This is a genomic window from Bacillus sp. FSL W8-0645 (assembly GCF_038007905.1).
Taxonomy (GTDB): Bacteria; Bacillota; Bacilli; order Bacillales; family Bacillaceae; genus Bacillus; species Bacillus pumilus.
On the sequence record NZ_JBBOYC010000001.1, the window covers coordinates 1,710,472 to 1,735,442 of the forward strand.

The 24,971-nt window shown below is 41.4% G+C and carries 19 protein-coding genes; all 19 read left to right on the forward strand.

Annotated features, from left to right (window positions below; all coding sequences use genetic code 11):
• Positions 1-165: 165 nt before the first annotated feature.
• The 19 genes from pnp to yfmH all read left to right on the forward strand — a co-directional run bounded on the left by pnp (position 166) and on the right by yfmH (position 24,712).
• A complete protein-coding gene (gene pnp / locus NST39_RS08610; RefSeq protein WP_111911531.1) occupies positions 166-2,283 on the forward strand; it encodes a polyribonucleotide nucleotidyltransferase in 2,118 nt (705 codons plus the stop codon).
• Between the two features lie 114 nt (positions 2,284-2,397).
• Positions 2,398-3,351: a polysaccharide deacetylase family protein gene (locus NST39_RS08615; RefSeq protein ID WP_445662383.1), complete on the forward strand. Its 954-nt coding sequence runs from the start codon at positions 2,398-2,400 to the stop codon at positions 3,349-3,351.
• Positions 3,352-3,384: 33 nt separating this feature from the next.
• Positions 3,385-4,614 carry a M16 family metallopeptidase gene (locus NST39_RS08620; RefSeq protein WP_341027893.1) on the forward strand — a complete coding sequence of 410 codons (1,230 nt, stop codon included), beginning with the start codon at positions 3,385-3,387 and terminating at the stop codon, positions 4,612-4,614.
• A gap of 78 nt (positions 4,615-4,692) precedes the next feature.
• Positions 4,693-5,616: an aminoglycoside phosphotransferase family protein gene (locus NST39_RS08625; protein ID WP_341027896.1), complete on the forward strand. Its 924-nt coding sequence runs from the start codon at positions 4,693-4,695 to the stop codon at positions 5,614-5,616.
• Between the two features lie 70 nt (positions 5,617-5,686).
• Entirely contained in the window at positions 5,687-5,959 is a 273-nt protein-coding gene (locus tag NST39_RS08630; protein WP_044142096.1) for a YlmC/YmxH family sporulation protein, read from the forward strand.
• A gap of 123 nt (positions 5,960-6,082) precedes the next feature.
• Complete coding sequence (dpaA, locus tag NST39_RS08635) at positions 6,083-6,985, forward strand: dipicolinic acid synthetase subunit A (protein ID WP_003212195.1); 903 nt, start codon at positions 6,083-6,085, stop codon at positions 6,983-6,985.
• A complete protein-coding gene (gene dpaB, locus NST39_RS08640; RefSeq protein WP_341027899.1) occupies positions 6,982-7,575 on the forward strand; it encodes a dipicolinate synthase subunit B in 594 nt (197 codons plus the stop codon). Before dpaA ends, dpaB begins: the two co-directional genes overlap by 4 nt.
• 139 nt (positions 7,576-7,714) lie before the next feature.
• Positions 7,715-8,734 (forward strand): aspartate-semialdehyde dehydrogenase, encoded by a 1,020-nt coding sequence (gene asd / locus NST39_RS08645; RefSeq protein ID WP_341027902.1) that lies wholly within the window; start codon positions 7,715-7,717, stop codon positions 8,732-8,734.
• Positions 8,735-8,826: 92 nt separating this feature from the next.
• The gene (gene dapG, locus NST39_RS08650) at positions 8,827-10,041 is read left to right on the forward strand and encodes an aspartate kinase (RefSeq protein ID WP_341027904.1); all 1,215 of its coding nucleotides are present in this window, start codon (positions 8,827-8,829) and stop codon (positions 10,039-10,041) included.
• A gap of 30 nt (positions 10,042-10,071) precedes the next feature.
• Complete coding sequence (gene dapA / locus NST39_RS08655) at positions 10,072-10,938, forward strand: 4-hydroxy-tetrahydrodipicolinate synthase (protein WP_341027907.1); 867 nt, start codon at positions 10,072-10,074, stop codon at positions 10,936-10,938.
• Positions 10,939-11,109: 171 nt separating this feature from the next.
• Positions 11,110-12,777 (forward strand): ribonuclease J2, encoded by a 1,668-nt coding sequence (gene rnjB, locus NST39_RS08660; RefSeq protein WP_106067484.1) that lies wholly within the window; start codon positions 11,110-11,112, stop codon positions 12,775-12,777.
• Between the two features lie 119 nt (positions 12,778-12,896).
• Entirely contained in the window at positions 12,897-13,625 is a 729-nt protein-coding gene (locus NST39_RS08665) for a ClpP family protease (RefSeq protein ID WP_003212436.1), read from the forward strand.
• The gene (locus NST39_RS08670) at positions 13,622-13,858 is read left to right on the forward strand and encodes a YlzJ-like family protein (protein WP_341027911.1); all 237 of its coding nucleotides are present in this window, start codon (positions 13,622-13,624) and stop codon (positions 13,856-13,858) included. The genes NST39_RS08665 and NST39_RS08670 overlap by 4 nt, the downstream gene beginning before the upstream one ends.
• A 113-nt stretch (positions 13,859-13,971) precedes the next feature.
• Positions 13,972-16,344, forward strand: a complete 2,373-nt coding sequence (locus NST39_RS08675; protein WP_341027913.1) for an FtsK/SpoIIIE family DNA translocase — start codon at positions 13,972-13,974, stop codon at positions 16,342-16,344.
• A gap of 161 nt (positions 16,345-16,505) precedes the next feature.
• Positions 16,506-17,231: a GntR family transcriptional regulator gene (locus NST39_RS08680; RefSeq protein WP_341027916.1), complete on the forward strand. Its 726-nt coding sequence runs from the start codon at positions 16,506-16,508 to the stop codon at positions 17,229-17,231.
• Between the two features lie 102 nt (positions 17,232-17,333).
• Positions 17,334-18,563 (forward strand): MFS transporter, encoded by a 1,230-nt coding sequence (locus NST39_RS08685; RefSeq protein ID WP_445662395.1) that lies wholly within the window; start codon positions 17,334-17,336, stop codon positions 18,561-18,563.
• Between the two features lie 317 nt (positions 18,564-18,880).
• The gene (locus tag NST39_RS08690) at positions 18,881-21,997 is read left to right on the forward strand and encodes an MMPL family transporter (RefSeq protein ID WP_341027922.1); all 3,117 of its coding nucleotides are present in this window, start codon (positions 18,881-18,883) and stop codon (positions 21,995-21,997) included.
• 145 nt (positions 21,998-22,142) lie between these two features.
• Entirely contained in the window at positions 22,143-23,423 is a 1,281-nt protein-coding gene (yfmF, locus tag NST39_RS08695) for an EF-P 5-aminopentanol modification-associated protein YfmF (protein WP_106067486.1), read from the forward strand.
• Positions 23,420-24,712, forward strand: a complete 1,293-nt coding sequence (yfmH, locus tag NST39_RS08700) for an EF-P 5-aminopentanol modification-associated protein YfmH (RefSeq protein WP_341027925.1) — start codon at positions 23,420-23,422, stop codon at positions 24,710-24,712. Before yfmF ends, yfmH begins: the two co-directional genes overlap by 4 nt.
• Positions 24,713-24,971: the final 259 nt, after the last annotated feature.

A 24,971-nucleotide genomic window follows, 5' to 3' on the forward strand; every position in this document is an offset into this window, starting at 1 on the left:
GATTCCCGCTTTTTTATCGTATAATCACTAATATTTTATGGTTAAAATGTTGAAAGAATGGCAAAAACCCTTCTACATACACCTTTCACATTGATATGTGAAAATCATTTTGTTCATAATAAGAATTAACTAAAATTTCAAGATAAGAGAGGAGTTTTTCTCAGAATGGGACAAGAGAAACATGTCTTCACCATAGACTGGGCTGGACGTCAACTGACAGTTGAAACTGGCCAGCTTGCAAAGCAAGCAAACGGAGCGGTCCTCGTACGCTACGGAGATACAGCTGTGCTTAGCTCAGCAACAGCTTCTAAAGAACCAAAACCACTTGATTTCTTCCCGCTCACTGTGAACTACGAAGAAAGATTATACGCAGTAGGTAAAATTCCTGGTGGCTTCATTAAAAGAGAAGGCCGTCCAAGTGAAAAAGCGATCCTTGCGAGCCGCTTAATTGATAGACCAATCCGTCCATTATTTGCAGATGGATTTAGAAACGAAGTACAAGTTATTAGTATCGTCATGAGTGTGGATCAAGATTGTTCATCTGAAATGGCTGCAATGTTTGGCTCATCTTTAGCATTATGTGTGTCTGACATTCCATTTGAGGGACCAATCGCCGGCGTTACAGTAGGACGAGTTGATGGAAAGTTTATCATCAATCCAAATGTAGAACAGCTTGAACAAAGTGACATCAACCTTGTAGTCGCTGGAACAAAAGATGCGATCAACATGGTCGAAGCTGGTGCTGATGAAGTACCAGAAGAAACAATGCTTGAAGCTATCATGTATGGTCACCAAGAGATCAAACGTTTAATCGAATTCCAAGAGGAAATTGTCAAAGCAGTCGGTAAAGCAAAGATCGATATTCCTTTATATGAAGTAGATCAAACGTTAGCAGACGAAGTAAAAGCACTTGCTGAAACAGACCTGCTGAAAGCGATTCAAGTACATGAGAAGCATGCACGTGAAGATGCAATCAGTGCTGTGAAAAAAGCTGTGGTTGAGAAATTTGAAGAAGAAGATCGCGACGAAGCGACGATTAAACAAGCGAAAGACGTATTAAACAAGCTTGTCAAAAATGAAGTTCGTCGTCTGATCACTGAAGAGAAAGTACGTCCAGATGGACGTGGTGCAGATCAAATCCGTCCACTTTCTTCAGAAGTAGGACTTCTGCCAAGAACGCATGGTTCAGGTCTATTTACAAGAGGACAAACACAGGCGCTCAGTATTTGTACATTAGGTGCACTTGGCGATGTGCAAATTCTTGACGGTCTAGGCGTTGAAGAATCAAAACGCTTCATGCACCATTACAACTTCCCTCAATTCAGTGTTGGTGAGACAGGTCCAATGCGTGGCCCAGGCCGCCGTGAAATCGGACATGGAGCGCTAGGTGAACGGGCATTAGAACCAGTGATTCCATCTGAAAAAGATTTCCCTTATACGGTTCGCCTTGTGTCTGAGGTACTAGAATCAAACGGATCTACTTCACAAGCAAGTATTTGCGCAAGCACACTTGCGATGATGGATGCGGGTGTTCCAATTAAAGCACCAGTTGCAGGGATTGCAATGGGACTTGTGAAATCCGGTGAATACTACACAGTGCTGACAGACATTCAAGGAATGGAAGATGCACTTGGTGATATGGACTTTAAAGTTGCAGGTACATCAAAAGGTGTAACAGCACTTCAAATGGATATCAAAATCGATGGTCTATCAAAAGACATCTTGGAAGAAGCTCTCCAACAAGCGAAAAAAGGAAGAATGGAAATCTTAGATAGCATGCTGTCAACGATTCCTGCTTCTAGAGGAGAATTGTCTCGTTATGCACCAAAAATCTTAACGATGAAAATCAATCCTGATAAAATTCGCGATGTCATTGGACCAAGCGGTAAACAAATCAATAAAATCATCGAAGATACCGGTGTGAAAATCGATATTGAACAAGATGGTACAATCTTTATCTCTTCTACAGAAGAAGACATGAACCAAAAAGCGAAGAAAATCATTGAAGATCTTGTGAGAGAAGTTGAAGTAGGACAACTTTACTTAGGTAAAGTAAAACGCATTGAAAAATTCGGTGCTTTCCTTGAAATCTTCAGCGGCAAAGATGGACTTGTTCATATTTCTGAGCTTGCGCTTGATCGTGTAGGCAAAGTAGAAGATGTCGTGAAGATTGGCGATGAATTACTTGTCAAAGTCACTGAAATCGATAAACAAGGCCGTGTGAACCTTTCTCGCAAAGCTGTTTTACGTGAAGAAAAGGAAAAAGAAGAAAAACAGTCTTAATGAAATATGTTAGAAGCCAGGTATCCGTACCAGGCTTCTTTCTTTTCTTGCGCTAACAATAGTTCTAGCTTGTTTCTCCCCATCATAATTTGTGGTAAAGGGGAGGGACAACCATTGAAAAAAACGTTACCATTCATTGTGTTTGTATTTTTACTGCTCGTGTCATATCAAACGATGAAGCAGCCGGCTGCTGTTACATATATGGAATCAATGAAAGAGTATGCTGAGGTTGCATCTGTTTCAAAAGATATTTTATATCAAGAGATTGAATCGAAGTCTTCTGACTATGAAGTGAAGGCGCAAAATGCTAAGATTGATAAAGTGTGGAAAAAGATGCCTGGTTTAAATGGACAGACGGTCAATATCGATGCCTCTTACGAAAAAATGAAAAAACAAGGGTCATTTGATGAAAAGCTTCTTGTTTTTAATGAAACAAAACCTTCTATTCATTTACATGAACTTGGTGCTGAACCCATTTACAAGGGACATCCAGATAAAAAAATGAATGCTTTCCTCATCAACGTAGCTTGGGGTGACGAGCATTTAATCAAGATGTTAAAGACACTGGAAAAGCATCAAGTCAAGGCGACCTTTTTCTTAGAAGGCAAATGGGTGAAAAAAAGCACGGATCTTGCTAAAAAAATCGTGGCAGATGGTCATGAAATTGGAAACCATTCATACAATCACCCGGATATGCGCACACTGACAAGAGAACGAGCATTAGAGCAGATTACCAAAACAAATCGTCAAATTGAAGAATCCCTTGGAAAAAAACCGAAGTGGTTCGCCCCTCCAAGCGGTAGCTTTAAAGAAGAAACAGTGAAGCTTGCCGCAGAAGAAGGAATGGAAACCATTATGTGGACGGTAGACACCATTGACTGGCAAAAACCGTCACCAAACATACTACAAAAACGGGTGCTTGGGAAAATTCACAATGGGGCGATGATATTAATGCATCCAACAGATTCGACGGCGAAAAGTCTTGACGCACTTATCACTCAAATCAAGGAAAGAGGATATGAATTAGGAACGGTTTCTGACCTCCTAAGTGAAAAAAGACATCCGTGATCCGATCTGTTTGTTGAATAGGAGGAGCAAAACTTGGTCAAAACGTATACATGCCAAAACGGAGTAAGAATTGTACTTGAAAACAATCCCACTGTCAGATCTGTCGCAATTGGCGTCTGGATTGGAACGGGTTCTAGACATGAGACACCAGAAATTAATGGGATCTCACACTTTCTAGAGCATATGTTCTTTAAAGGGACAAAGACGAGATCTGCACGTGATATCGCAGAATCCTTTGACCGCATTGGTGGTCAAGTGAATGCCTTTACGTCAAAAGAATACACTTGCTACTATGCAAAGGTGCTTGATTCACATGCTGGCTACGCCCTCGATGTATTAAGCGACATGTTCTTCCACTCCGCTTTTGATGAACAAGAGCTGAAAAAAGAAAAAAATGTAGTATATGAAGAAATCAAAATGTATGAGGATACACCTGATGATATCGTTCACGATCTGTTGAGCAAAGCGATTTATGGTGATCATTCTTTAGGGTTCCCGATTTTAGGAACAGAAGAAACACTTTCTACCTTTAACGGTGACTCTCTAAGAGCTTATATGGATGAATTCTACACGCCGGACCGCGTCGTCATCTCTGTCGCAGGGAATGTGGATGACACATTCATTAGTGAAGTTGAAAAGTTGTTCGGTTCGTATGAAACGAAAGGAAAAAAACAGCCTATAGAAGCGCCGCAATTTCACTATGACAAGCTCACACGCAAAAAGGAAACAGAGCAAGCGCATCTATGCATGGGCTTTAATGGCCTCCCAGCTGGAGACAAAGGCATCTATGACTTAATCGTCTTAAATAATGTTCTTGGCGGAAGCATGAGCAGCCGCTTGTTCCAGGATGTAAGAGAAGACAAAGGACTCGCCTATTCTGTTTTCAGCTATCACAGTTCATTTGCAGATAACGGCATGCTGACGATTTATGGCGGGACTGGAGCGAAGCAGTTAAACCTGCTCTCTGAAACCATCTTACAAACGCTAGACGTCTTAAAGCGTGAAGGAATCACGCAAAAAGAGCTTGAAAACTCTAAGGAGCAAATGAAAGGAAACCTAATGCTCAGTCTTGAAAGCACAAACAGCAAGATGAGCCGAAACGGTAAAAACGAACTGCTCCTTGGCAAACATCGTACACTTGATGAAATTATTGACGAAATCAACAAAGTCACATTAGACGGTGTGAATAACTTATCAAAACGAATCTTTACAGAGGATTATGCGCTCTCGCTTATTAGTCCTACGGGTGATCAGCCATCATAATGTAAACAACACGGCAGGCTTCTTAAGAGGTCTGCCGTTTATTTTATTGTATATCAAGTAGAAAGGGGCACTGCTTACATGGAACTTGAAAAACTGAAACTCCTCTCTCCGCTTCTGACACAAGCCATCTCCTTTCAGCCGATGACATCTGGCTTTTCCGGAAACCGTACTTATCTCGTCACAACATCCTCGAGTGAAAAGCTGGTGCTCAAGTTATCAAATCTCAAAACGTATGCTAATTTTAAAAGAAAAGCGTCAGTTCAGCAAAAGTTTAAAAATCGAGGGCTTCTATGTTCTGAAGTCATGGAGGTTGGAATGAATCCTGAACTTAACTGTACCTATCGTATTTTCTCTTTTATTGAAGGAGAGAACGCTAGAGCATCCATCCATCTGCTTACAAATGAAGAGCAGTATGAAATCGGAAGACGGGCAGGCAGAGAGCTGAATTTCATGCATACATGTCCCGCACCTTCTCATGTCGTGCAATGGGATGAGAGAGTCATGGCGAAATATGAGCGGTATGTACATGCCTATCAATCAAGTGGAGTGACCTTTACGAAAGAGCAATTCGTATTAGATTTTATCAAATCACATGCTGATGCGGTAAAGGCGAGACCTAATCAATTCCAGCACGATGATTTTCATTTGGGGAATATTATCATACAAGAAGGTGAGTATGCCGGCGTCATTGATTTTGATCAATCTGACTGGGGTGACCCGGTTCATGATTTTTATAAACTGTCCTTATTTAGCCGAGAAAATAGTATTCCGTTTTCAGCAGGGCAACTGGATTACTATGTAAGTAAGCAGGCCACAGACGATTTTTGGCTTCTTTTTTCTATCTATACAGCAATGAGCTGCTTTTCTTCTATTGTTTGGACGCTTTCTTATGACACTGAACATGTAAAAGGTATGGTGAACCGAGTGGAGAGAATGCTGGCAGACCATGATCACTTTCATCAACTGAAACCAGCTTGGTATTCAAATTGGCATCATTCATAACTTGAAAAAGCGTGACGGTCTATTTCTTCTTGTGGCTGCATATATGATACGGAAGGGAAGTGATGCGATTTTGAGGCTAAGTGAGCTGTCAGGAAAAGAGATCGTCGATATCAAAAGAGCGGAGCGGCTTGGCGTGCTTGGACAAACCGACCTTGAAATCAATGAACAGGACGGTCAAATCACAGCACTCATCATACCTTCGGTGAAGTGGTTTGGCTTTCGAAAGCAAGGAAATGACATCCGCGTCCCGTGGAATCACATTCAAAAAATAGGATCAGATATGATCATTCTCGATGTGCCTGAAGGACTTCAGCCGCCCGGGGAAAAAGAGCATCCATCATAAATGGGTGCTCTTTTTCTTTTCTCTCTTCGATTCGTTCACAGGCTGAATCCTCTCCTCATATGCTAAAAGGGAGATTCAGAAAATATTACAGACTTTTTTAAATAAAGAAGGTGAACGGTCAGTATGTTGAGCGGTTTAACGGTTGCGGTGATCGGGGGAGATGCAAGGCAGCTTGAAATTATTCGCAAGCTGTCACAGCAGCATGCCAAAGTGTTTTTGGTTGGATTTGATCAGCTGGATCACGGATTTATTGGGGCTGAAAAGCTAAAAATGTCAGAACTTCCATTCGAACAGGTAGACAGTATGATCCTGCCAGTATCAGGGGCAACGGATGAAGGTGTTGTCGCGACAGTTTTCTCAAATGAGCAGGTGTTACTAGAAGCAACATATTTAGAAAGAACCCCTGCCCATTGTACCTTGTACTCAGGTATTTCTAATACGTACTTAGACAATCTGGCAAAGCAGGTGAACCGAAAACTTGTGAAGCTGTTTGAGCGAGATGATATTGCCATATATAACTCTATTCCAACAGTTGAAGGGATTATCATGATGGCCATTCAGCAAACGGATTATACGATTCATGGATCACGTGTCGCTGTTCTTGGACTCGGAAGAACAGGACTCACCATTGCCCGCACATTTCGGGCACTCGGTGCGGATGTAAAAGTAGGGGCAGCAGATACAGCGCATTTAGCGCGGGCCTTTGAAATGGGACTCGATCCATTTTCAATGGACCGGTTAAAAGAAGAAGTAACAGATGTAGATATCATCATCAATACCATTCCAAGCCTTGTATTAGATTCATCTGTCATCGTCAGCATGACACCAAAGACACTCATTTTGGATATCGCCTCCCGCCCAGGAGGAACAGACTTTGACTTTGCACAAAAACACGGAGTGAAGGCGCTTCTTGCACCAGGACTCCCGGGGATTGTCGCACCAAAGACAGCAGGGCAAATCATTGCAAAAGTGCTTTCTGGGCTCTTATGTGAACTTGCAGAGGAAAAAAGGGGGATGGAATCATGACAACATTAAAAGGGAAAAGAATCGGCTTTGGCTTAACTGGTTCCCACTGTACGTACGAAGCGGTTTATCCGCAAATCGAAGCACTTGTAAAAGAAGGAGCAGAAGTACGTCCAGTGGTGTCATATACGGTCCAGAACACGAATACAAGATTCGGAGATGGGGCGGACTGGATTGAGCGGATTGAGAAGCTGACTGGCTTTAAGGCGATTGACTCAATCGTGAAAGCAGAGCCGCTCGGACCTAAGCTGCCACTTGATTGTATGGTCATTGCTCCATTAACAGGGAACTCGATGGCGAAATTCGCAAATGCCATGACAGACAGCCCTGTTTTAATGGCTGCAAAAGCAACCATTCGAAATCATCGTCCTGTCGTTTTAGGAATTTCAACAAATGATGCGCTAGGCTTAAATGGTACAAATCTGATGAGGTTGATATCGACAAAGAATATTTTCTTTATTCCATTTGGTCAAGATGATCCATTTAAAAAACCGACCTCCATGGTCGCGAACATGGATTTGCTTTCTCAAACAGTAGAAGAGGCACTTCAGCATAGACAAATTCAGCCGATTTTAATTGGACCAAACGAATAATAGATTCACTAGAAAATCATGAAAGATTCAAAAAAGATGCTTCAAGCCTTGCTTTTCTATGGTAAAATAAAATGTAAAAAGTCATAGGATGGCCATCCGAAAGAAAAGAATCATGGATGGGTCGGAAGGAGTTTTACTGATGGGAAGAGGATTGCATGTAGCTGTAGTTGGAGCGACTGGAGCTGTCGGTCAACAAATGTTAAAAACACTAGCTGACAGAGATTTTGAAATGGATACACTGACTCTACTATCCTCAAAACGTTCTGCTGGAACAAAAGTGACATTCAGAGGTCAAGAGTATACCGTACAGGAAGCAACACCTGAAAGCTTTGAAGGAGTGAACATTGCATTATTCAGTGCTGGAGGAAATGTTTCCAAGGCGCTAGCTCCTGAAGCGGTCAAACGAGGTGCGATTGTTGTAGACAACACAAGTGCTTTCCGTATGGACGAAAACATCCCTCTTGTCGTACCAGAGGTAAACGAAAAAGACTTGCATGACCATAAAGGAATCATTGCAAACCCTAACTGTTCAACGATTCAAATGGTAGCGGCATTAGAACCGCTTCGCCAGGCGTATGGCATGAAAAAAGTCATCGTGTCCACTTACCAAGCCGTATCAGGTGCAGGACATGAAGCTATTGACGAGCTATATAGCCAATCACAAGCCATTTTAAATAAAGAAGATGTGAAGTCGGAAGTCATGCCTTATCAAATTGCATTTAATGCGATTCCGCAAATTGATAAATTCCAAGACAATGGCTACACATTTGAAGAAATGAAAATGATCAACGAAACGAAAAAAATCATGCATATGCCAGAGCTGGAAGTAGCGGCAACATGTGTGAGACTTCCAATTGAAACAGGACATTCAGAATCTGTTTACGTCGAACTAGAATCAAACGACGCAACAGTTGAAGACGTCAAGTCCATTCTAAAAGATGCTCCAGGCATTACACTGCAAGATGATCCGTCTCAGCAAATTTATCCAATGCCTGCAGATGCTGTTGGGAAAAACGACGTATTTGTCGGCCGCATTCGGAAAGATTTGGACCGTCCAAACGGGTTCCATATGTGGATTGTATCTGATAACCTGCTAAAAGGCGCTGCATGGAACTCCGTTCAAATTGCAGAAAGCTTAAAAGCATTAAAATTAGTTTAACATTCAATGGATGATGAGGACGAACAGAAGAGAGTTAGGCATCTTTCGCCTGCTCTCTTCTCTTACGTCAGAATGAACTTGGAGTGAAAACAGTGAAAATAATTGTCCAAAAATTTGGCGGTACATCTGTCAAAGATGATCAAGGTAGAAAAAGGGCACTTGCACATATCTTATCGGCAAAAGAGAAAGGCTATAAGTCGGTTGTCGTCGTATCTGCAATGGGACGAAAAGGCGATCCTTATGCGACAGATACGCTGCTTGGTCTGCTATACGGCAGCGCGCAGCATATGACAAATCGAGAAAAAGACTTGCTCGTTTCCTGCGGAGAGAATATTTCAGCTGTTGTGTTTTCAAGTATGCTGAATGAAAACGGGCTAAAAGCTGTAGCGATGACAGGCGCACAGGCTGGTTTTGTGACAGATAAGGAACATACGAGTGCGAAAATTATTGATATGAAGTGCGAACGTCTCGAGGCGGCACTATCTGAACATGATGTAGTCGTTGTTGCTGGGTTCCAAGGAGCCGCGAAAAATGGAGACGTGACCACAATTGGACGAGGCGGCAGTGATACGTCCGCAGCTGCTTTAGGTGCTGCATTGCAGGCAGACTTTATTGATATTTTTACAGATGTAGAAGGCGTCATGACGGCAGATCCCCGCATTGTTGAAAATGCAAAGCCGCTCAGAGTCGTGACATATACAGAAATTTGCAACCTTGCATATCAAGGAGCAAAAGTCATTCACCCGAGAGCTGTCGAAATTGCGATGCAAGCAAAAGTACCAATGAGGGTTCGTTCAACATACTCTGATGAAGAGGGCACACTCGTCACGTCACACTACTCAGATAAAATGAGCCATGATGTGTACGACCGCCTCATTACGGGGATTGCACATGTCAATGATGTGACGCAAATCAAAGTCCCGGCAAAAGAAGGGCAATACAGCGTCCAAACAGAGGTCTTTAAAGCAATGGCTAATGCACAAATCAGTGTCGATTTCTTCAACATTACACCGAGTGAGATTGTGTATACCGTGACAGGTGCAATGACTGAAAAGGCAACCTCGATCCTAAAAGATCTTGGTTATACGCCAATTGTCACAACAAATTGTGCGAAAGTATCAGCTGTTGGCGCAGGCATCATGGGTGTACCAGGTGTCACATCTAAAATTGTATCGGCTCTATCCGAGCAAAACATTCCGATTTTACAATCGGCTGACAGCCATACGACCATTTGGGTGCTAGTGAACGAAGAAAACATGAAAGCAGCTGTCAATGCCCTGCACGAAGTGTTTGAACTTTCAAGATAAATGTGATTGAATCATGATGAGGTGAAAAAAATGAATTTCGGAAATATCGCAACAGCTATGATTACACCTTTTGATAAAAAGGGCAACATTGATTTCCAAAAGCTATCAATTCTCATTGATTACTTGTTAAAAAACGGCAGTGACTCGTTAGTCGTTGCAGGGACAACAGGCGAATCGCCAACTTTATCGACTGAAGAAAAAGTCGCTCTTTTTCAGCAATCGGTAAAATTAGCAAATGGTCGTTGTAAAATCATTGCAGGAACAGGCAGTAATAATACAAATGCGTCTATCAAACTAACGAAAAAAGCAGAAGAAGCGGGCGTTGATGCAGTGATGCTTGTCGTACCTTACTACAACAAGCCATCACAGGAAGGCATGTATGCACACTTTAAAGCCATTGCCGAGTCTACATCTCTTCCTGTCATGCTTTACAATGTACCAGGGAGAACGGCTGCGTCATTAGCCCCAGAAACAACCATTAAGCTTGCACAAATATCTAACATTGTCGCGATCAAAGAAGCAAGCGGTGATCTTGATGCCATGACAAAAATCATTGCAGAGACACCAGAAGATTTCGATGTCTATTCAGGTGACGACAGCTTAACACTTCCAGCTGTATCTGTTGGTGCAAAAGGAGTGGTCTCTGTGGCGTCTCATATCGTAGGGCTTGATATGCAGCAAATGCTGAAAAGCTATGCTTCAGGTCAAACGGCCAATGCCGCATTAATCCATCAAAAGCTGCTCCCAATCATGAAACAGCTTTTCACAGCGCCAAATCCAACGCCTGTCAAAACAGCTCTTCAGCTGAAAGGACTAGATGTCGGATCTGTTCGTCTTCCGCTTTTACCTTTGTCAGAAGAAGAGAGACTGGATTTAAGCAGCGTCTTAAACAGCTGATCAAAACAAAAAATTTCGTAAGCGGTCATTCTCAGATGTCCCTGAGTATGACCGTTTTTTATACATAAACACTTTCTTAAAATGTGACTTCATCTTGTTTTCTAAAATTAGATTCAGTTATAATAGCATTAAGCGATGATGGACGGGCTTGAGACTAGGAGGAAAAGAATTTTGAAAAAGAAAAATACAGAGAACGTAAGAATTATTGCACTGGGAGGCGTTGGAGAAATCGGGAAAAACTTATATGTCATTGAAATTGATTCGGACATATATGTGGTAGATGCAGGCTTGATGCATCCAGAAAACGAAATGCTAGGCATTGACGTCGTCATTCCTGATATCTCTTATTTAACAGAACGTGCTGATCGGGTGAAAGCAATCTTTCTTACCCACGGACATGATGAAGCAATCGGAGGCGTATTCCATTGCTTAAGCAAATTGTCTGTACCAGTTTACGGAACGAAGCTGACCCTTGCGTTACTTCGAGAAAAATTAAAACAGTATGGCTTCAATCAAAAAGCTGACTTGCGTGAGGTACATGCAAAATCAGTCATTACGTTTGAAACAACAAAGGTATCATTCTTTAGAACGAATCACAGCATCCCTGATTCAGTTGGGATCAGCTTCAAAACCTCTCTTGGTTCAATCGTATGCACAGGTGATTTTAAATTTGATCAAACCCCAGCGCTTAACCAAGCCTGTGACATCGGAGAGATTGCGAAAATTGGAAACAATGGCGTTTTAGCACTTCTTTCAGACAGTGTCAATGCTGAAAAACCAGGTTATACACCTTCTGAGGCGCTCGTCCAAGACGAAATCTCAAATGCGATGTACAATGCTGAAAATCGTGTCATTGTGGCTGTATCTTCATCTAACATTAACCGAGTGCAGCAGATCATTAATGCAACAAATCAAAATGGCCGTAAGCTTGCCGTAGCAGGAAAGAATATGATGACGACTCTTCAGCTGGCGATCAAACTTGGTTATGTCACAGCAGACGAAGAATTATTTGTACCAGTTCAAGAAGTGAAGAAAATGGCGAAAAACGATGTGGTCGTTCTGACAGCTGGAAGCCACGGAGAGCCTCTTGCTGCGTTAACAAAAATGGCGAAACAAAATCACAAACAGCTTCATATTGAAAAAGATGACACGGTTGTGATTGCATCTACACCTCTTCCTGGACAAGAACTCACCTATTCAAAAACAGTGGATTTCCTTACAAGAAGCGGCGCACAAGTCATTTTTGCGCAAAAACGTGTGCATGTTTCTGGACATGGCTGCCAAGAAGAGTTAAAGCTCATGCTGAACTTACTAAAGCCGAAGTATTTAATTCCGGTGAATGGCGAATATCGTATGCAAAAAGCACATTCTCGTGTTGCTGAAGAAGTGGGAATGAAACGAAGTGACATTTTCTTGATTGATAAAGGGGATGTTGTGGAGTTTAGAGGACAGAACGTCAAGATTGGTGAAAAAGTTCACCAAGGCAATATTTTGATCGATGGTCTTGGCGTTGGTGATATCGGGAACATTGTGTTACGCGATAGACGCCTATTGTCTCAAGATGGTATCTTAATTGTCGTCATTACGCTCGATAAACAAAAGAAACAATTAATTTCTGGACCTGAAATCATCACAAGAGGATTTGTGTATGTAAGAGAATCCGAAGAGCTGATTGTGAAAGCGACAGAAATGGTCAAAGGGATTGTCAAAGAGCAAACGGAAAACTCAATTGTTGAATGGTCAACATTGAAACAATCCATGCGCGACGTACTCAATCAATTCCTATATGAAAAAACAAAACGTAAGCCGATGATCATTCCAATTATTATGGAAGTATGATGAGAAAGCCCAAGGAGCATAAGCTCTTTGGGCTTTTTTGATGTGGTGTGAGGAATGCGGATTGAATACGGCCTTCTTGTTCATAATAGGAGGAGAGTTTGAGGAAAGGATGGAGACAAATGGACGAAAAAAATGAACAGCAGCCTGAGCGAAAGCCAGAAGAAAAAGACAGCATTATGAGCAAAATACAACAGCTTGGTGAAACAGCCATACCACAGCTGCCGCAAGATACAAATATCCATTGCCTTACCATTATTGGACAAATTGAAGGCCACATGCAGCTTCCACCACAAAATAAAACAACCAAATACGAGCATGTCATACCGCAAATCGTAGCAGTAGAGCAAAATCCAAAAATTGAAGGGCTTTTGATCATCTTAAATACAGTAGGCGGCGATGTTGAAGCGGGACTAGCGATTGCAGAAATGCTTGCATCTTTATCAAAACCGACTGTATCGATTGTACTTGGCGGCGGCCACTCTATTGGTGTCCCGATTGCTGTATCGTGTGACTATTCCTATATTGCGGAAACAGCCACGATGACCATTCATCCTGTGCGTTTAACCGGTCTTGTGATTGGTGTCCCGCAAACCTTTGAATACTTAGATAAAATGCAGGAAAGAGTCATTAACTTTGTGACAAGCCACTCCAATATTACAGAAGAGAAGTTCAAAGAGCTCATGTTCTCAAAAGGCAATTTGACAAGAGACATTGGAACAAATGTTGTTGGTCATGAGGCAGCAGAATACGGACTCATGAATGAAGTAGGCGGTGTAGGACAAGCGATTAAAAAGTTGAATGAGCTGATTGGAGAAAGGGCATCTCAAAACGAGGGGCTGATCCAATGATTTTATACACAACTATACCATATGAAGCCATTTACGCGGAGGAACAAGGAGACCGGAAACTTCAGCAGGTAAACATCCAAGGCGTGCCAGTTATGGTTGAAATGAAAGAGGATGAAGCAGAAATCGTTCAAGTCATGAGCACCAATCCAATGGACTTTCTGAATCAAGAGCTTGCACCAGGCAAGCGATTGAAGTTACAATTAGGCTCCAATCAAACCGACTCATATGAATGATTCTATGCTATAATAAAGGGAAAACTTACAACAAGATGCAGCAGCCAAAACCAGGCTGCTTTCTTTCTGATCTTTCGGTAGGTTATATTTTCTTTCGTAGTAAGGTGATGAGTATGGCTAAAAAGAGAAAACGGAAAACGAGAAAAAAACAAAATAAACAACTAAAACTGAAATATGAATTAAATGGGTTAGTCTGTATTGCCATAGCGATCATCGCCATTTTACAGCTAGGCGTCGTTGGACAAACCTTCGTACATTTATTCCGATTTTTTGCAGGTGAATGGTTCATTCTCTGCCTTATCGGATTATTTCTTTTTGGCGTGACCATCTTCTGGAAAAAACAAATCCCAGATATGTTGACAAGGAGAAAGGCAGGTCTATACTGCATCATTGCGAGTATCTTGCTTTTGTCTCATGTGAAGCTTTTTCAGCACCTTTCATCTGCGGGTGCGATAGGCTCTCAAAGTGTGATCAGAAATACATTTGAGCTTTTCTTGATGGACATGAAAGGTGAGACGGGGTCGCCTGATTTAGGAGGCGGCATGATCGGTGCCGTATTATTTGCTGCTTCTTATTTCTTATTTGCACAAGCAGGCTCTCAAATCATGGCAATCGTTCTGATGCTGATTGGAATTGTTCTGATTACAAATCGATCTCTTCAAGAAATGGTGAAAAAAGTGACGCTGCCTGTCTCGCAATTTATGGTGAAGCAGTGGAAAGCGTTTGTTGAAGATATGAAAGGAATCAGGCAGGCGAAAAAGAGCGCGCCCTCTCAGAAAACGGCCCAAAAGAAAAAACGGTCTCGTATTCAAGAAGAGGACGAAGATGATCAGATCTTAATGGAAGAGGAAGCGCCAGTGCCTGACAATAGTCAGCCGATTATCTCAAGCTTTGCTGACAGAGATGACATTCTCACCCCGCTCGTTCAAAAAGAGCAGGCGGCAAAAGAGACTTCGCCTCTTCAAGAATCTGTACAAAGTACGCCGGTTCCATCAGATTCAGCTGATGAACCAAAAGAGGCGCCGCCGATGACGTTTACGGAACTTGAAAACAAAGATTACGAATTGCCGTCACTGGATATTTTGGCAGAGCCGCAGCACTCAGGGCAGCAAACAGACAAGAAAAATATATACGAAAATGCAAGAAAGCTTGAAAAAACGTTTCAAAGCTTTGGCGTCAAAGCAAAAGTCACACAGGTTCACTTAGGACCAGCCGTTACCAAATATGAGGTCTATCCAGATGTCGGCGTGAAGGTAAGTAAAATCGTCAATCTAAGTGATGACTTAGCCCTTGCTCTCGCAGCAAAAGATATTCGGATTGAGGCGCCGATTCCTGGTAAATCAGCCATCGGTATTGAGGTTCCGAATGCAGAAATTGCGATGGTTTCTTTAAAAGAGGTATTAGAATCGAAGCAAAATGACCGTCCAAATGCCAAGCTACTGATTGGACTCGGCCGCAATATTTCGGGTGAAGCCGTTCTGGCTGAAATGAACAAAATGCCGCATTTACTTGTAGCAGGTTCGACTGGAAGCGGAAAAAGTGTGTGTATCAATGGCATTATCACAAGTATTCTCATGAGAGCGAAACCTCATGAAGTGAAAATGATGATGATTGATCCGAAAATGGTTGAACTAAATGTGTATAATGGCATTCCGCATCTGCTCGCTCCCGTTGTAACGGACCCTAAGAAAGCCTCACAGGCACTGAAAAAAGTCGTCAGTGAAATGGAACGCCGCTATGAATTATTTTCTCATACGGGGACAAGAAATATTGAAGGGTACAATGATTACATTAAACGAATGAATCAATCAGAAGAGGCGAAACAGCCAGAACTTCCTTATATTGTTGTCATTGTAGACGAGCTTGCAGATTTAATGATGGTCGCTTCCTCTGATGTGGAAGATTCTATTACAAGACTTTCGCAAATGGCTCGTGCAGCCGGAATTCATTTAATTATTGCCACACAAAGACCTTCTGTCGATGTCATTACAGGTGTCATTAAAGCCAACATCCCATCTCGCATTGCCTTTAGCGTGTCCTCGCAAACCGATTCAAGGACGATCCTTGATATGGGGGGCGCAGAAAAACTGCTCGGCAGAGGGGATATGCTGTTTCTACCAGTTGGAGCAAACAAACCAGTTCGTGTGCAGGGCGCCTTTTTATCAGATGAAGAAGTAGAACATGTCGTTGATCATGTGATCACTCAGCAAAAAGCACAATATCAAGAAGAAATGATTCCAACTGAAGAAACGCAGGATCAGCTTACAGCTGTGGATGACGATTTATATGATGAAGCAGTGGAACTCATCATCGGCATGCAGACGGCTTCTGTCTCTATGCTTCAAAGAAGATTCCGTATCGGCTATACCCGGGCCGCCCGCCTGATTGACGCAATGGAAGAGCGAGGCGTTGTTGGTCCTTATGAAGGAAGTAAACCGAGAGAAGTCCTGCTTTCAAAAGAACAATATGACGAGCTCTCTTCATAAAACGAAGAGAGCTTTCTAAAAAAGTGAACGATAGTATGATTATGTTAACTGGAAGTCAGACTATTTATTTATTTGCAAAAACATGATATAGTTATGTTCAACTTATCTCGGAATAGAGATTTCTCATCTTATCATTTGCATTGATTAGACGGAGGGAAAACATGTCGACCAAAACAGACAATCGCCATTTATATTTGAAAGTGATTGACCGTATTAAAGAAGATATACAATCAGGCGTATATGCCGAAAAAGAGAAACTACCTTCTGAATTTGAGCTCTCAAAGCTTTTAGGCGTGAGCAGAGCGACACTGCGTGAAGCCCTTCGTATATTAGAAGAAGAGAAATATTTAATTAGAAGGCATGGTGTGGGTACGTTCGTCAACACAAGACCACTCTTTTCAACAGGCATAGAACAGCTGGCAAGTGTCACGAAAATGATAGAGCAAGTCAATATGACGCCTGGTACCATCTTTTTATCCTCTCAAGAAGGGGAGCCAACAGAGAATGATGCGATTCGTTTTCAGTGTGATGAATCTGATGAGATTTTTTCAATGGAGCGCGTTCGAACGGCCGATGGACAGCCCGTGGTTTACTGTTTAGATAAAATTCCGGTCAAGCATCTTCCTGCATCCTTTACCCATGAAGAAGAGTCTCTTTTTGAGCTGTTTGGAAGAGAACCACACAGCGGGATTAAATATGCAGTTGCTGACATTGAACCAATCGGCTACCACGATCAGGTTTCACCGATACTAGAATGTGACCCTGAAACAGCATTATTATTACTGAAACAAATACACTATGATCAGGATGATCAGCCGGTCTTATACTCGCTAAATTATTTTCGAGCGGATAAATTCAGCTTTCATGTGATACGTAAACGATTTTAACGAGCAGTCGCTTTCATAAGCGGTTGCTTTTTGTTTGCCCATACATAATACCCGTAAAACTTGCCACACTAATACGTAACAGTATATAGAATTGGGTGAATGATGTTGGGCGAGAAAACAGTCAGTAAAAAGAATATTATTGCATTATCATCAGTGCCTTTAATCATGACACTTGGGAACTCGATGCTCATTCCCGTATTGCCACAGATAGAAAAGACACTTTCCATTACTTCCTTTCAAGTCTCCCTCATTATTACGGTATACTCCGTTGTCGCGATCTTATGTATTCCGATCGCCGGCTATTTATCAGACCGAATCGGGCGAAAAAAGGTACTCCTGCCGTGTCTGTTAATCGCAGGACTTGGAGGGGCTGTGGCAGCAGTTGCCTCAACGATCATGAAAGAACCGTACATGTGGATTCTATTTGGCAGGGTCCTTCAAGGTGTTGGCTCAGCCGGGGCAGCACCTGTCGTGATGCCGTTTATTGGAGATTTGTTTCATGATGATGAAGAAGTCAGTGCGGGACTAGGCGCCATTGAAACCTCTAACACAGCTGGAAAGGTATTGAGCCCGATTATTGGGGCGCTTTTGGCTTCATGGTTTTGGTTTGTGCCGTTTTGGTTTATTCCGTTCTTCTCAATCATCAGCTTTCTCATGGTACTGTTCATGGTAGAATCCGCGATAAAAGAGGAGGACCCGCCTTCATTTAAAGAATTTTTAAAATCAACAAAGACCATATTTAAGCATGAGGGACGCTGGCTGTATGCCATTTTTGCAATTGGCGGTTTTATTATGTTTCTTCTTTTTGGTGTGCTTTTTTACTTATCTGATAACCTAGAGGCAGCTTATCAAATTAAGGGTGTCAAAAAAGGGCTCCTGCTTAGCATTCCGCTCCTTTTTCTATCCATCAGCTCATACGTTGCTGGGAAAACGATTGGAAAAGAAAAAGGGAAAATGAGAATCTTTTTAATCGTAGGCATGGCCTTGTTATCACTTTCCTATATGTTTTTATGGTGGAATCACAGCTTTTACGTATTGTTTATCTGCTTAAGCATTGGCGGTGTTGGCATCGGTATTGTCCTGCCTGCACTTGATGCCCTGATCACAGAAGGAATTGAAAAAGAGCAGTGCGGAACCATTACGTCGTTTTACAGCAGTATGCGTTTTATCGGTGTCGCTTTAGGACCTCCGATTTACGCTTATCTCATGGATAAAGGGGACTCCATCGTTTTTATTCTCTCGACCATTTGCAGTCTTATTTCTCTATTTTTGGTCATCTTCTTCATCCAGCCAGATGAAGAAGATGAAAGTGAACAATTAAAAACGGTTTAATCTAGAAAAAAGACGGTATTTTGCCATCTTTTTTCTTTTTTATAAATTGACATGTAAAATTTTGATAGTTAAACTAATGTATAGTAATATCTTTTAAATTATTCCAAGCGGGAGGTGTTCAAAAACGTTCATTTTCTGTCCTTCTTTAGGCAGAAATTGAGTTCGCGTGGTGATGATGAATGTGTGTTTCTTCAACACGAAAAGACAATTGAATAGGTCATCCTGCCATTAGCACGTTGAAGGAGACGCAGTCAGCACTTCAGACACGCTCAAATATAGCAAATTGATTGATGAACTAGAAGGAGCTTGAAGCAGCTATGTTGCAAATAATTAAAGCAAGATGGATTGTATTAGTGGTGTGGATGATAACAGCTGTGATTCTGTTTATTACTGCGCCCAATTTAGAGGAATTAACAAGAGAAAAAGGGCAATTAAAGGTTCCGGAGGGGACACCAACAGCTGAGGCACTTCACTTATTGGATAAGCTCACAGATCAAAACGGGAAAAAAGATACGGGTGTTATTGTATTCTCCGAACAACATCTGTTCCCTAAGAAAGAGCAGGAATTAAAAAAGGCTTTATCTGCACTCATGACACATGCTCCAGACCTCCACATTGACGGAATTACTTCGTATTTTCATGTAGATCCGGACATTCAAAAACAACTTTTATCAAAGGATAAAAGTACACTTCTTGTTCCATTCAAATTCGACCACTACGAAACAAAAGCTGTGAAGATTAAAGAACAAATTGAGGAAGTTTTAAAGCCCTATCATGTCTCATATGAAATGACGGGACAAAAATTTGTGGATTCAGATGTCATTCAAAGCTCTCAACAAGGTCTGAAGAAAACTGAACTTATAACGATCATTTTTATTTTCTTTATTTTAATCATTGTTTTCAGATCGATTTTGGCACCTGTTGTTCCGCTCATTACGATCGGCATTTCTTATGCTGTCAGCCGTTGTATTGTGGCTTTTCTAGTAGAATATATGCAATTTCCTCTATCTAATTTTACTCAGATTTTTATGGTAGCGATTATGTTCGGTATAGGAACAGATTATTGTATTTTGCTTTTAAGCCGTTTTAAAGAAGAAATCGGTCAAGGTCGTGATGTCAAAGAGTCAATTATCATCACATATAAATGTGCAGGGAAAACGGTCCTTTTCAGTGGCTTAGCCGTGTTAGTCGGCTTCTCAAGCATTGGGTTTGCCAAATTTCAATTGTATCAATCGGCTGTTAGTGTTGCTGTAGGAGTTGGCATCCTGCTGATCGCCCTTGTCACCATCGTTCCCTTTTTTATGTCTGTTTTTGGAAAATCCCTTTTCTGGCCATCTAAAAGAGAAAACATTCGCCACCCGCAAAGTAAAATGTGGGAATGGGCTGGGCGTTTTTCATTTAAAAGGCCACTGATCAGCCTAGGTTTAGTTGCACTCATTACGGTGCCTCCTATTCTGATGTACGACGGGACTCTTTCTTATAACAGCTTAAATGAGATTGGGACAAAGTATGAATCAGTGTCTGCATTTAATACGATATCAGAGCAATTTGGCTTTGGGGAAGCGCTGCCCCTGAATGTACTTGTTGAAAGTGACAATAAGTTAGATAACCAAGAAAAGATTGTCATGATTGAAAAACTGACCCGTAAATTAAATGACATTGACGAAGTAAAAACGGTCCGTAGTGTCACTCGGCCTGTTGGAGATGGGCTAAGTCAGCTTTACGTCACCTCTCAAGCAAAAGAGCTTGGCGGAGAACTAGGAAAAGGCCATGAAGGAATCGGGAAAATTTCAGATGGTTTGACCGAAACAAATCTTGCCCTTCTTAAACAAAAACCAAAAATTCAAGAATCCGCTAAAGGCATTGATCAGCTGATTGATGGAACAAAAGCGATCAAAAGCGGCATTGGAGAAGTAAAGGTGTCCCTGATCTCTTTAGAAGATGGGGTGAGGCGCAGTAAAGATGGCGTCGGAACCATTCGAAGTAAAATCAAAGAAGCAAAAAAGGAATTAGAGCAAGAATATCGAAGCAGTGAAGCGATGATTCAAGAACTTAAACGAATGGTGAGTACGCTTGAACGTCATGCGAAATCAAATCAGCAGCTGATAACCACCATTAAAAAAGTAAAAAGTTCGTATGAAAATGTATCGTTTGAAGCACTTGAAAAACGGCTGCCAGAAGTAAAAGATATGGATGAATATAAAGAAATCAAGGAAGTATTCAAAAACACAAAAGGAATGCTTGATCAAGCAGGGGACCAAATGAATCTGTATGAAGAGGAAGCCTCTGTCTTTAAAGAAAAGATCAAGAAAGCAGATTCAGTGATTCAAAGCCTATCAAGCAAGCAAAAAGAAGTAAAACGTCAAGTACAAGCGCTTATGGAAGGGCTCGATCAAGTTTATAACGGTCTTGAACAAACAAATGAGGGCCAAAAACAATTGATTAAAGAAATGCCTAAAATTGAAGATGGCGCAGACCAGCTGACAGACGGCCAAAAAGCCATCAAAAAAGGATTTAGTCAGCTTTCATCAAAACTCACATTGTTAACAGATGGTTTAGATGAAAGTATTGAAGGGCTTGAGCAGGTCAAAAGCGGCTTCACAGAGGCGGACGGCTATTTAAAGCAGCTTCAGAAAGCGCCAGATGAAGAAATAACAGGCTGGTTTATTCCAGAAGAAGTGCTGAAACGCCAAGAATTTAAGCAAATCTTTCATACGTATATGTCTCCAGATCGTAAATTAACAACCTTTGAAGTTATTTTAAATGTGAATCCATACAGCAATGAAGCGATGAAAGGCGTTGCGAAAATTGAGGACACCCTTGATCAATTTTTACCTGTCAGCGGGTTAAAAAATGCAAATTACGGTGTGTCTGGTATCTCAAGTTTAAATGTAGATTTAAAAGAAACATCTGATGGTGACTTTATTCGAACAGTCATTTTCATGTTAGTTGGCATCTTTATCATTTTAATTATATTATTACGGTCAATCGTCATGCCGATATACTTAACACTTTCACTCATTTTAACGTATTTTACATCCGTCGGTTTAACAGAATGGATCTTTAAAACATTTTTTGGCTACGACGGTCTCAGCTGGGCTGTTCCATTTTTCAGCTTTGTAATTCTTGTCACCCTTGGCATTGATTATTCGATCTTCTTAATGGATCGCTTTAATGAATGGAAGGGAGAGCATGTGCAAGCATCAATGATATCAGCGATGAGAAATATGGGTTCCGTCATTAGTTCAGCAGTCGCGATATTAGCGGGGACCTTTGCCGCTATGCTGCCGTCCGGTGTATTATCACTTGTTGAAATTGCAACGGTCATACTCATTGGGCTTTTATTATATGCGCTTGTTGTATTACCGCTCTTCATCCCGGTCATGGTTCGTATTTTCGGTAAATGGAATTGGTGGCCTTTTAGAATGAAATAACGACCGGCGTCTCTGCTTATAGCAGAGGCGTTTTTATTTCCTATCCTTTCCTCTGATTGATATAATGTCTATTAAATGGCTGTTTTACGTATATATCAGCTATGTTCTAATACATAATAAATAGGATGAACAAAGGAGGTTTCTCATGACGTACTTACAAGAGAAGACACTAGACACACCTGGTCTTCATACTCATATTGTCAAAACAGAAAAATTTAAAACGGTCACAATCCTTTTTAAAATGCTCGCGCCTCTATCGAAAGATGACGTCACCATGCGTTCACTTTTCCCGCATGTGCTGTTAAGAGGAACAGAGAAAATGCCGAAAACAGGAGAATTGCGTGCTTATTTTGATGAGCTTTATGGTGCTACGGTTTCAGCAGACATGGCGAAAAAAGGGGAGAATCACATCATTACCTTCCGCCTGGAAATGGCGAATGAGAAATATTTAAAGGATCAAACCCCTTTACTAGAAAAAGGGATTGCCTTACTATCTGATCTACTATTCCATCCGTATGTTGAAAATGGAGCGTTTAGTCAATTATATGTAGATCAAGAAAAACGCACTTTAAAACAGCGAATTCAAGCAGTGTATGATGATAAAATGCGTTACTCGAACTTAAGGCTTGTGCAGGAAATGTGCAAAGGTGAACCGTATGCACTGCACGTCAATGGAGAAATGGAAGATATCGAAACGATCACAGCTCAATCGCTGTTTGAAGCATATAAGCATGCGCTTCAAACAAATCAGCTTGATCTTTATGTTGTGGGAGATGTAGACGAACAAGACATCAGCCGAATGGTCTCTCAATACTTCAAAACAAGTGATAGAGAACCGGTTAAACAACACGCTGAATCAACAAGCACGCAAAGAGAAGCAAAAGAAGTCATCGACGAAGAAGACGTGAAGCAAGGCAAACTGAATATCGGCTTTCGCACGCATACGACGATTGCAGATGACGATTATCCGGCTTTGCATTTGTTTAATGGTATATTCGGCGGCTTCTCGCACTCGAAGCTATTCATCAATGTTCGGGAAAAAGCAAGTCTTGCGTACTACGCTGTGTCTAGACTTGAGAGCTTTAAAGGCTTGATGATGGTGATGTCAGGGATTGAAGTCGGCAACTATCAGCAGGCAGTAGACATCATTAAAGAACAATTTGAAGCGATGCAAAAAGGTGATTTTTCAGATGAAGCGATTGACCAAACAAAAGCTGTGGTCAAAAATCAGCTTCTTGAAACGATCGATACATCTTATGGGACAGCGGAATACCTGTATCAGCATGCCGTTGTGCCAACAGGGGAAACGCTTGATTCCTTTTTAGAAGCACTTGACCGAGTGACAAAAGAGGATATCATCAAAGTGGGTCAGAAAATCGAATGGGATACGACCTATTTTCTTAAAGGAACGGAGGGTGCTTCATGACAGTGAAAACAATTCAATTCGACCAGCTGCAAGAAACGGTCTATCACGAAAAAATGGAGAGCGGACTTGACGTCTATGTGCTCCCAAAGCAAGGGTTTAACAAAACCTATGCGACTTTTACAACCAAATATGGCTCTGTCGATAACGAATTTGTGCCGCTTGGCAAAGCAGACATGATTCGAGTGCCTGACGGAATTGCCCATTTCTTAGAGCATAAACTGTTTGAAAAAGAAGACGGAGACGTATTTCATACATTTAGTAAACAAGGAGCATCCGCAAATGCTTTTACGACATTTACGAGAACAGCTTACTTATTCTCAAGCACCTCAAATGTCGAACAAAATCTTGAGACACTCATTGATTTTGTTCAAGAGCCTTATTTTACTGAAAAAACGGTCGAAAAAGAAAAGGGCATCATTGGTCAAGAGATTAACATGTATGATGACAATCCGGACTGGCGTTTATTCTTCGGTCTGATTGAAAATCTATATCAAGAGCACCCTGTGAGAATTGATATAGCTGGAACTGTAGAAAGTATTGCTCCGATTACAAAAGATCATTTGTATGAATGCTATGAAACGTTCTATCACCCGAGTAATATGCTTCTATTTGTTGTCGGTCCCGTTGACCCGAAGCAAATATTAGACCAAGTTCGAGCGAATCAGGCGAAAAAGCCATTTACAGACCAGCCAGAGATCAAACGAAAAGACATCAATGAGCCTGAAGGTGTGTACCGAAAAGAATACGAACTTCCAATGAACGTACAAGGCTCGAAATGTATATTCGGTTTGAAAACTAAGAATCCTCATAAAAAAGGAGATGAACTGCTAAAACATGAACTCGGAATGAATCTCATTTTAGAGACGCTGTTTGGTAAAAGCTCCTTACAATATGAACAAATGTATGAAAAAGGCTTAATTGATGAGACCTTCAGCTACGATTATACGGAAGAAGGCGGCTTTGGCTTCACGTCAGTTGGCGGAGACACAAATGATCCTGATCAACTGGCAAAAGTATTAAAAGAAACCCTTCTTCAAGCAAAGAACTTGATCTCAGAAGAGAAAATTGAGCTCGCGCGTAAGAAGAAAATCGGCAGCTTTTTAAAAGCCATGAACTCTCCTGAATACATTGCGAATCAATTCACTCGATATGCATTTTTAGACATGAGCTTATTTGATGTCGTGACCATGCTGGAACAGATCCAATTAACCGACATTCAGCAAATTTTAGAGGAAGAAATTGACGAAGAACGGATGTCCGTTTTCAAAGTCGTCCCGAAAACAAAATAAATAAAGAGAGACAAAGGGTTAAAATGATCTTGATTTTAGCCCTTTGTCTTCTTTTCAGCTTGATAGAAAACCTTTGAAGTCTAGGAAGGACGAGTACTGGCGCGGAGCGAATTTGACATTCGTGAGAACCAGCACGCAGGACTGACAACGAATGCGAGGGTTTGTCTACATGCTGAGACAAACTCAGATAAATGAGTTTGTCTTTTTGTGTCTAATGAATAAAAGCCTTGTGATTTGTGAGGATTTTCATTGACAATCA

Coding starts and splice junctions, on each gene's coding strand:
- NST39_RS08680 (WP_341027916.1), top strand. CDS start 16,506: ATGTCGACCAAAACAGACAATCGCCATTTATATTTGAAAGTGATTGAC.
- dpaA (WP_003212195.1), top strand. CDS start 6,083: ATGTTGAGCGGTTTAACGGTTGCGGTGATCGGGGGAGATGCAAGGCAG.
- NST39_RS08670 (WP_341027911.1), top strand. CDS start 13,622: ATGATTTTATACACAACTATACCATATGAAGCCATTTACGCGGAGGAA.
- dapA (WP_341027907.1), top strand. CDS start 10,072: ATGAATTTCGGAAATATCGCAACAGCTATGATTACACCTTTTGATAAA.
- NST39_RS08625 (WP_341027896.1), top strand. CDS start 4,693: ATGGAACTTGAAAAACTGAAACTCCTCTCTCCGCTTCTGACACAAGCC.
- asd (WP_341027902.1), top strand. CDS start 7,715: ATGGGAAGAGGATTGCATGTAGCTGTAGTTGGAGCGACTGGAGCTGTC.
- NST39_RS08685 (WP_445662395.1), top strand. CDS start 17,334: ATGTTGGGCGAGAAAACAGTCAGTAAAAAGAATATTATTGCATTATCA.
- yfmH (WP_341027925.1), top strand. CDS start 23,420: ATGACAGTGAAAACAATTCAATTCGACCAGCTGCAAGAAACGGTCTAT.
- NST39_RS08665 (WP_003212436.1), top strand. CDS start 12,897: ATGGACGAAAAAAATGAACAGCAGCCTGAGCGAAAGCCAGAAGAAAAA.
- NST39_RS08690 (WP_341027922.1), top strand. CDS start 18,881: ATGTTGCAAATAATTAAAGCAAGATGGATTGTATTAGTGGTGTGGATG.
- yfmF (WP_106067486.1), top strand. CDS start 22,143: ATGACGTACTTACAAGAGAAGACACTAGACACACCTGGTCTTCATACT.
- dpaB (WP_341027899.1), top strand. CDS start 6,982: ATGACAACATTAAAAGGGAAAAGAATCGGCTTTGGCTTAACTGGTTCC.
- pnp (WP_111911531.1), top strand. CDS start 166: ATGGGACAAGAGAAACATGTCTTCACCATAGACTGGGCTGGACGTCAA.
- NST39_RS08675 (WP_341027913.1), top strand. CDS start 13,972: ATGGCTAAAAAGAGAAAACGGAAAACGAGAAAAAAACAAAATAAACAA.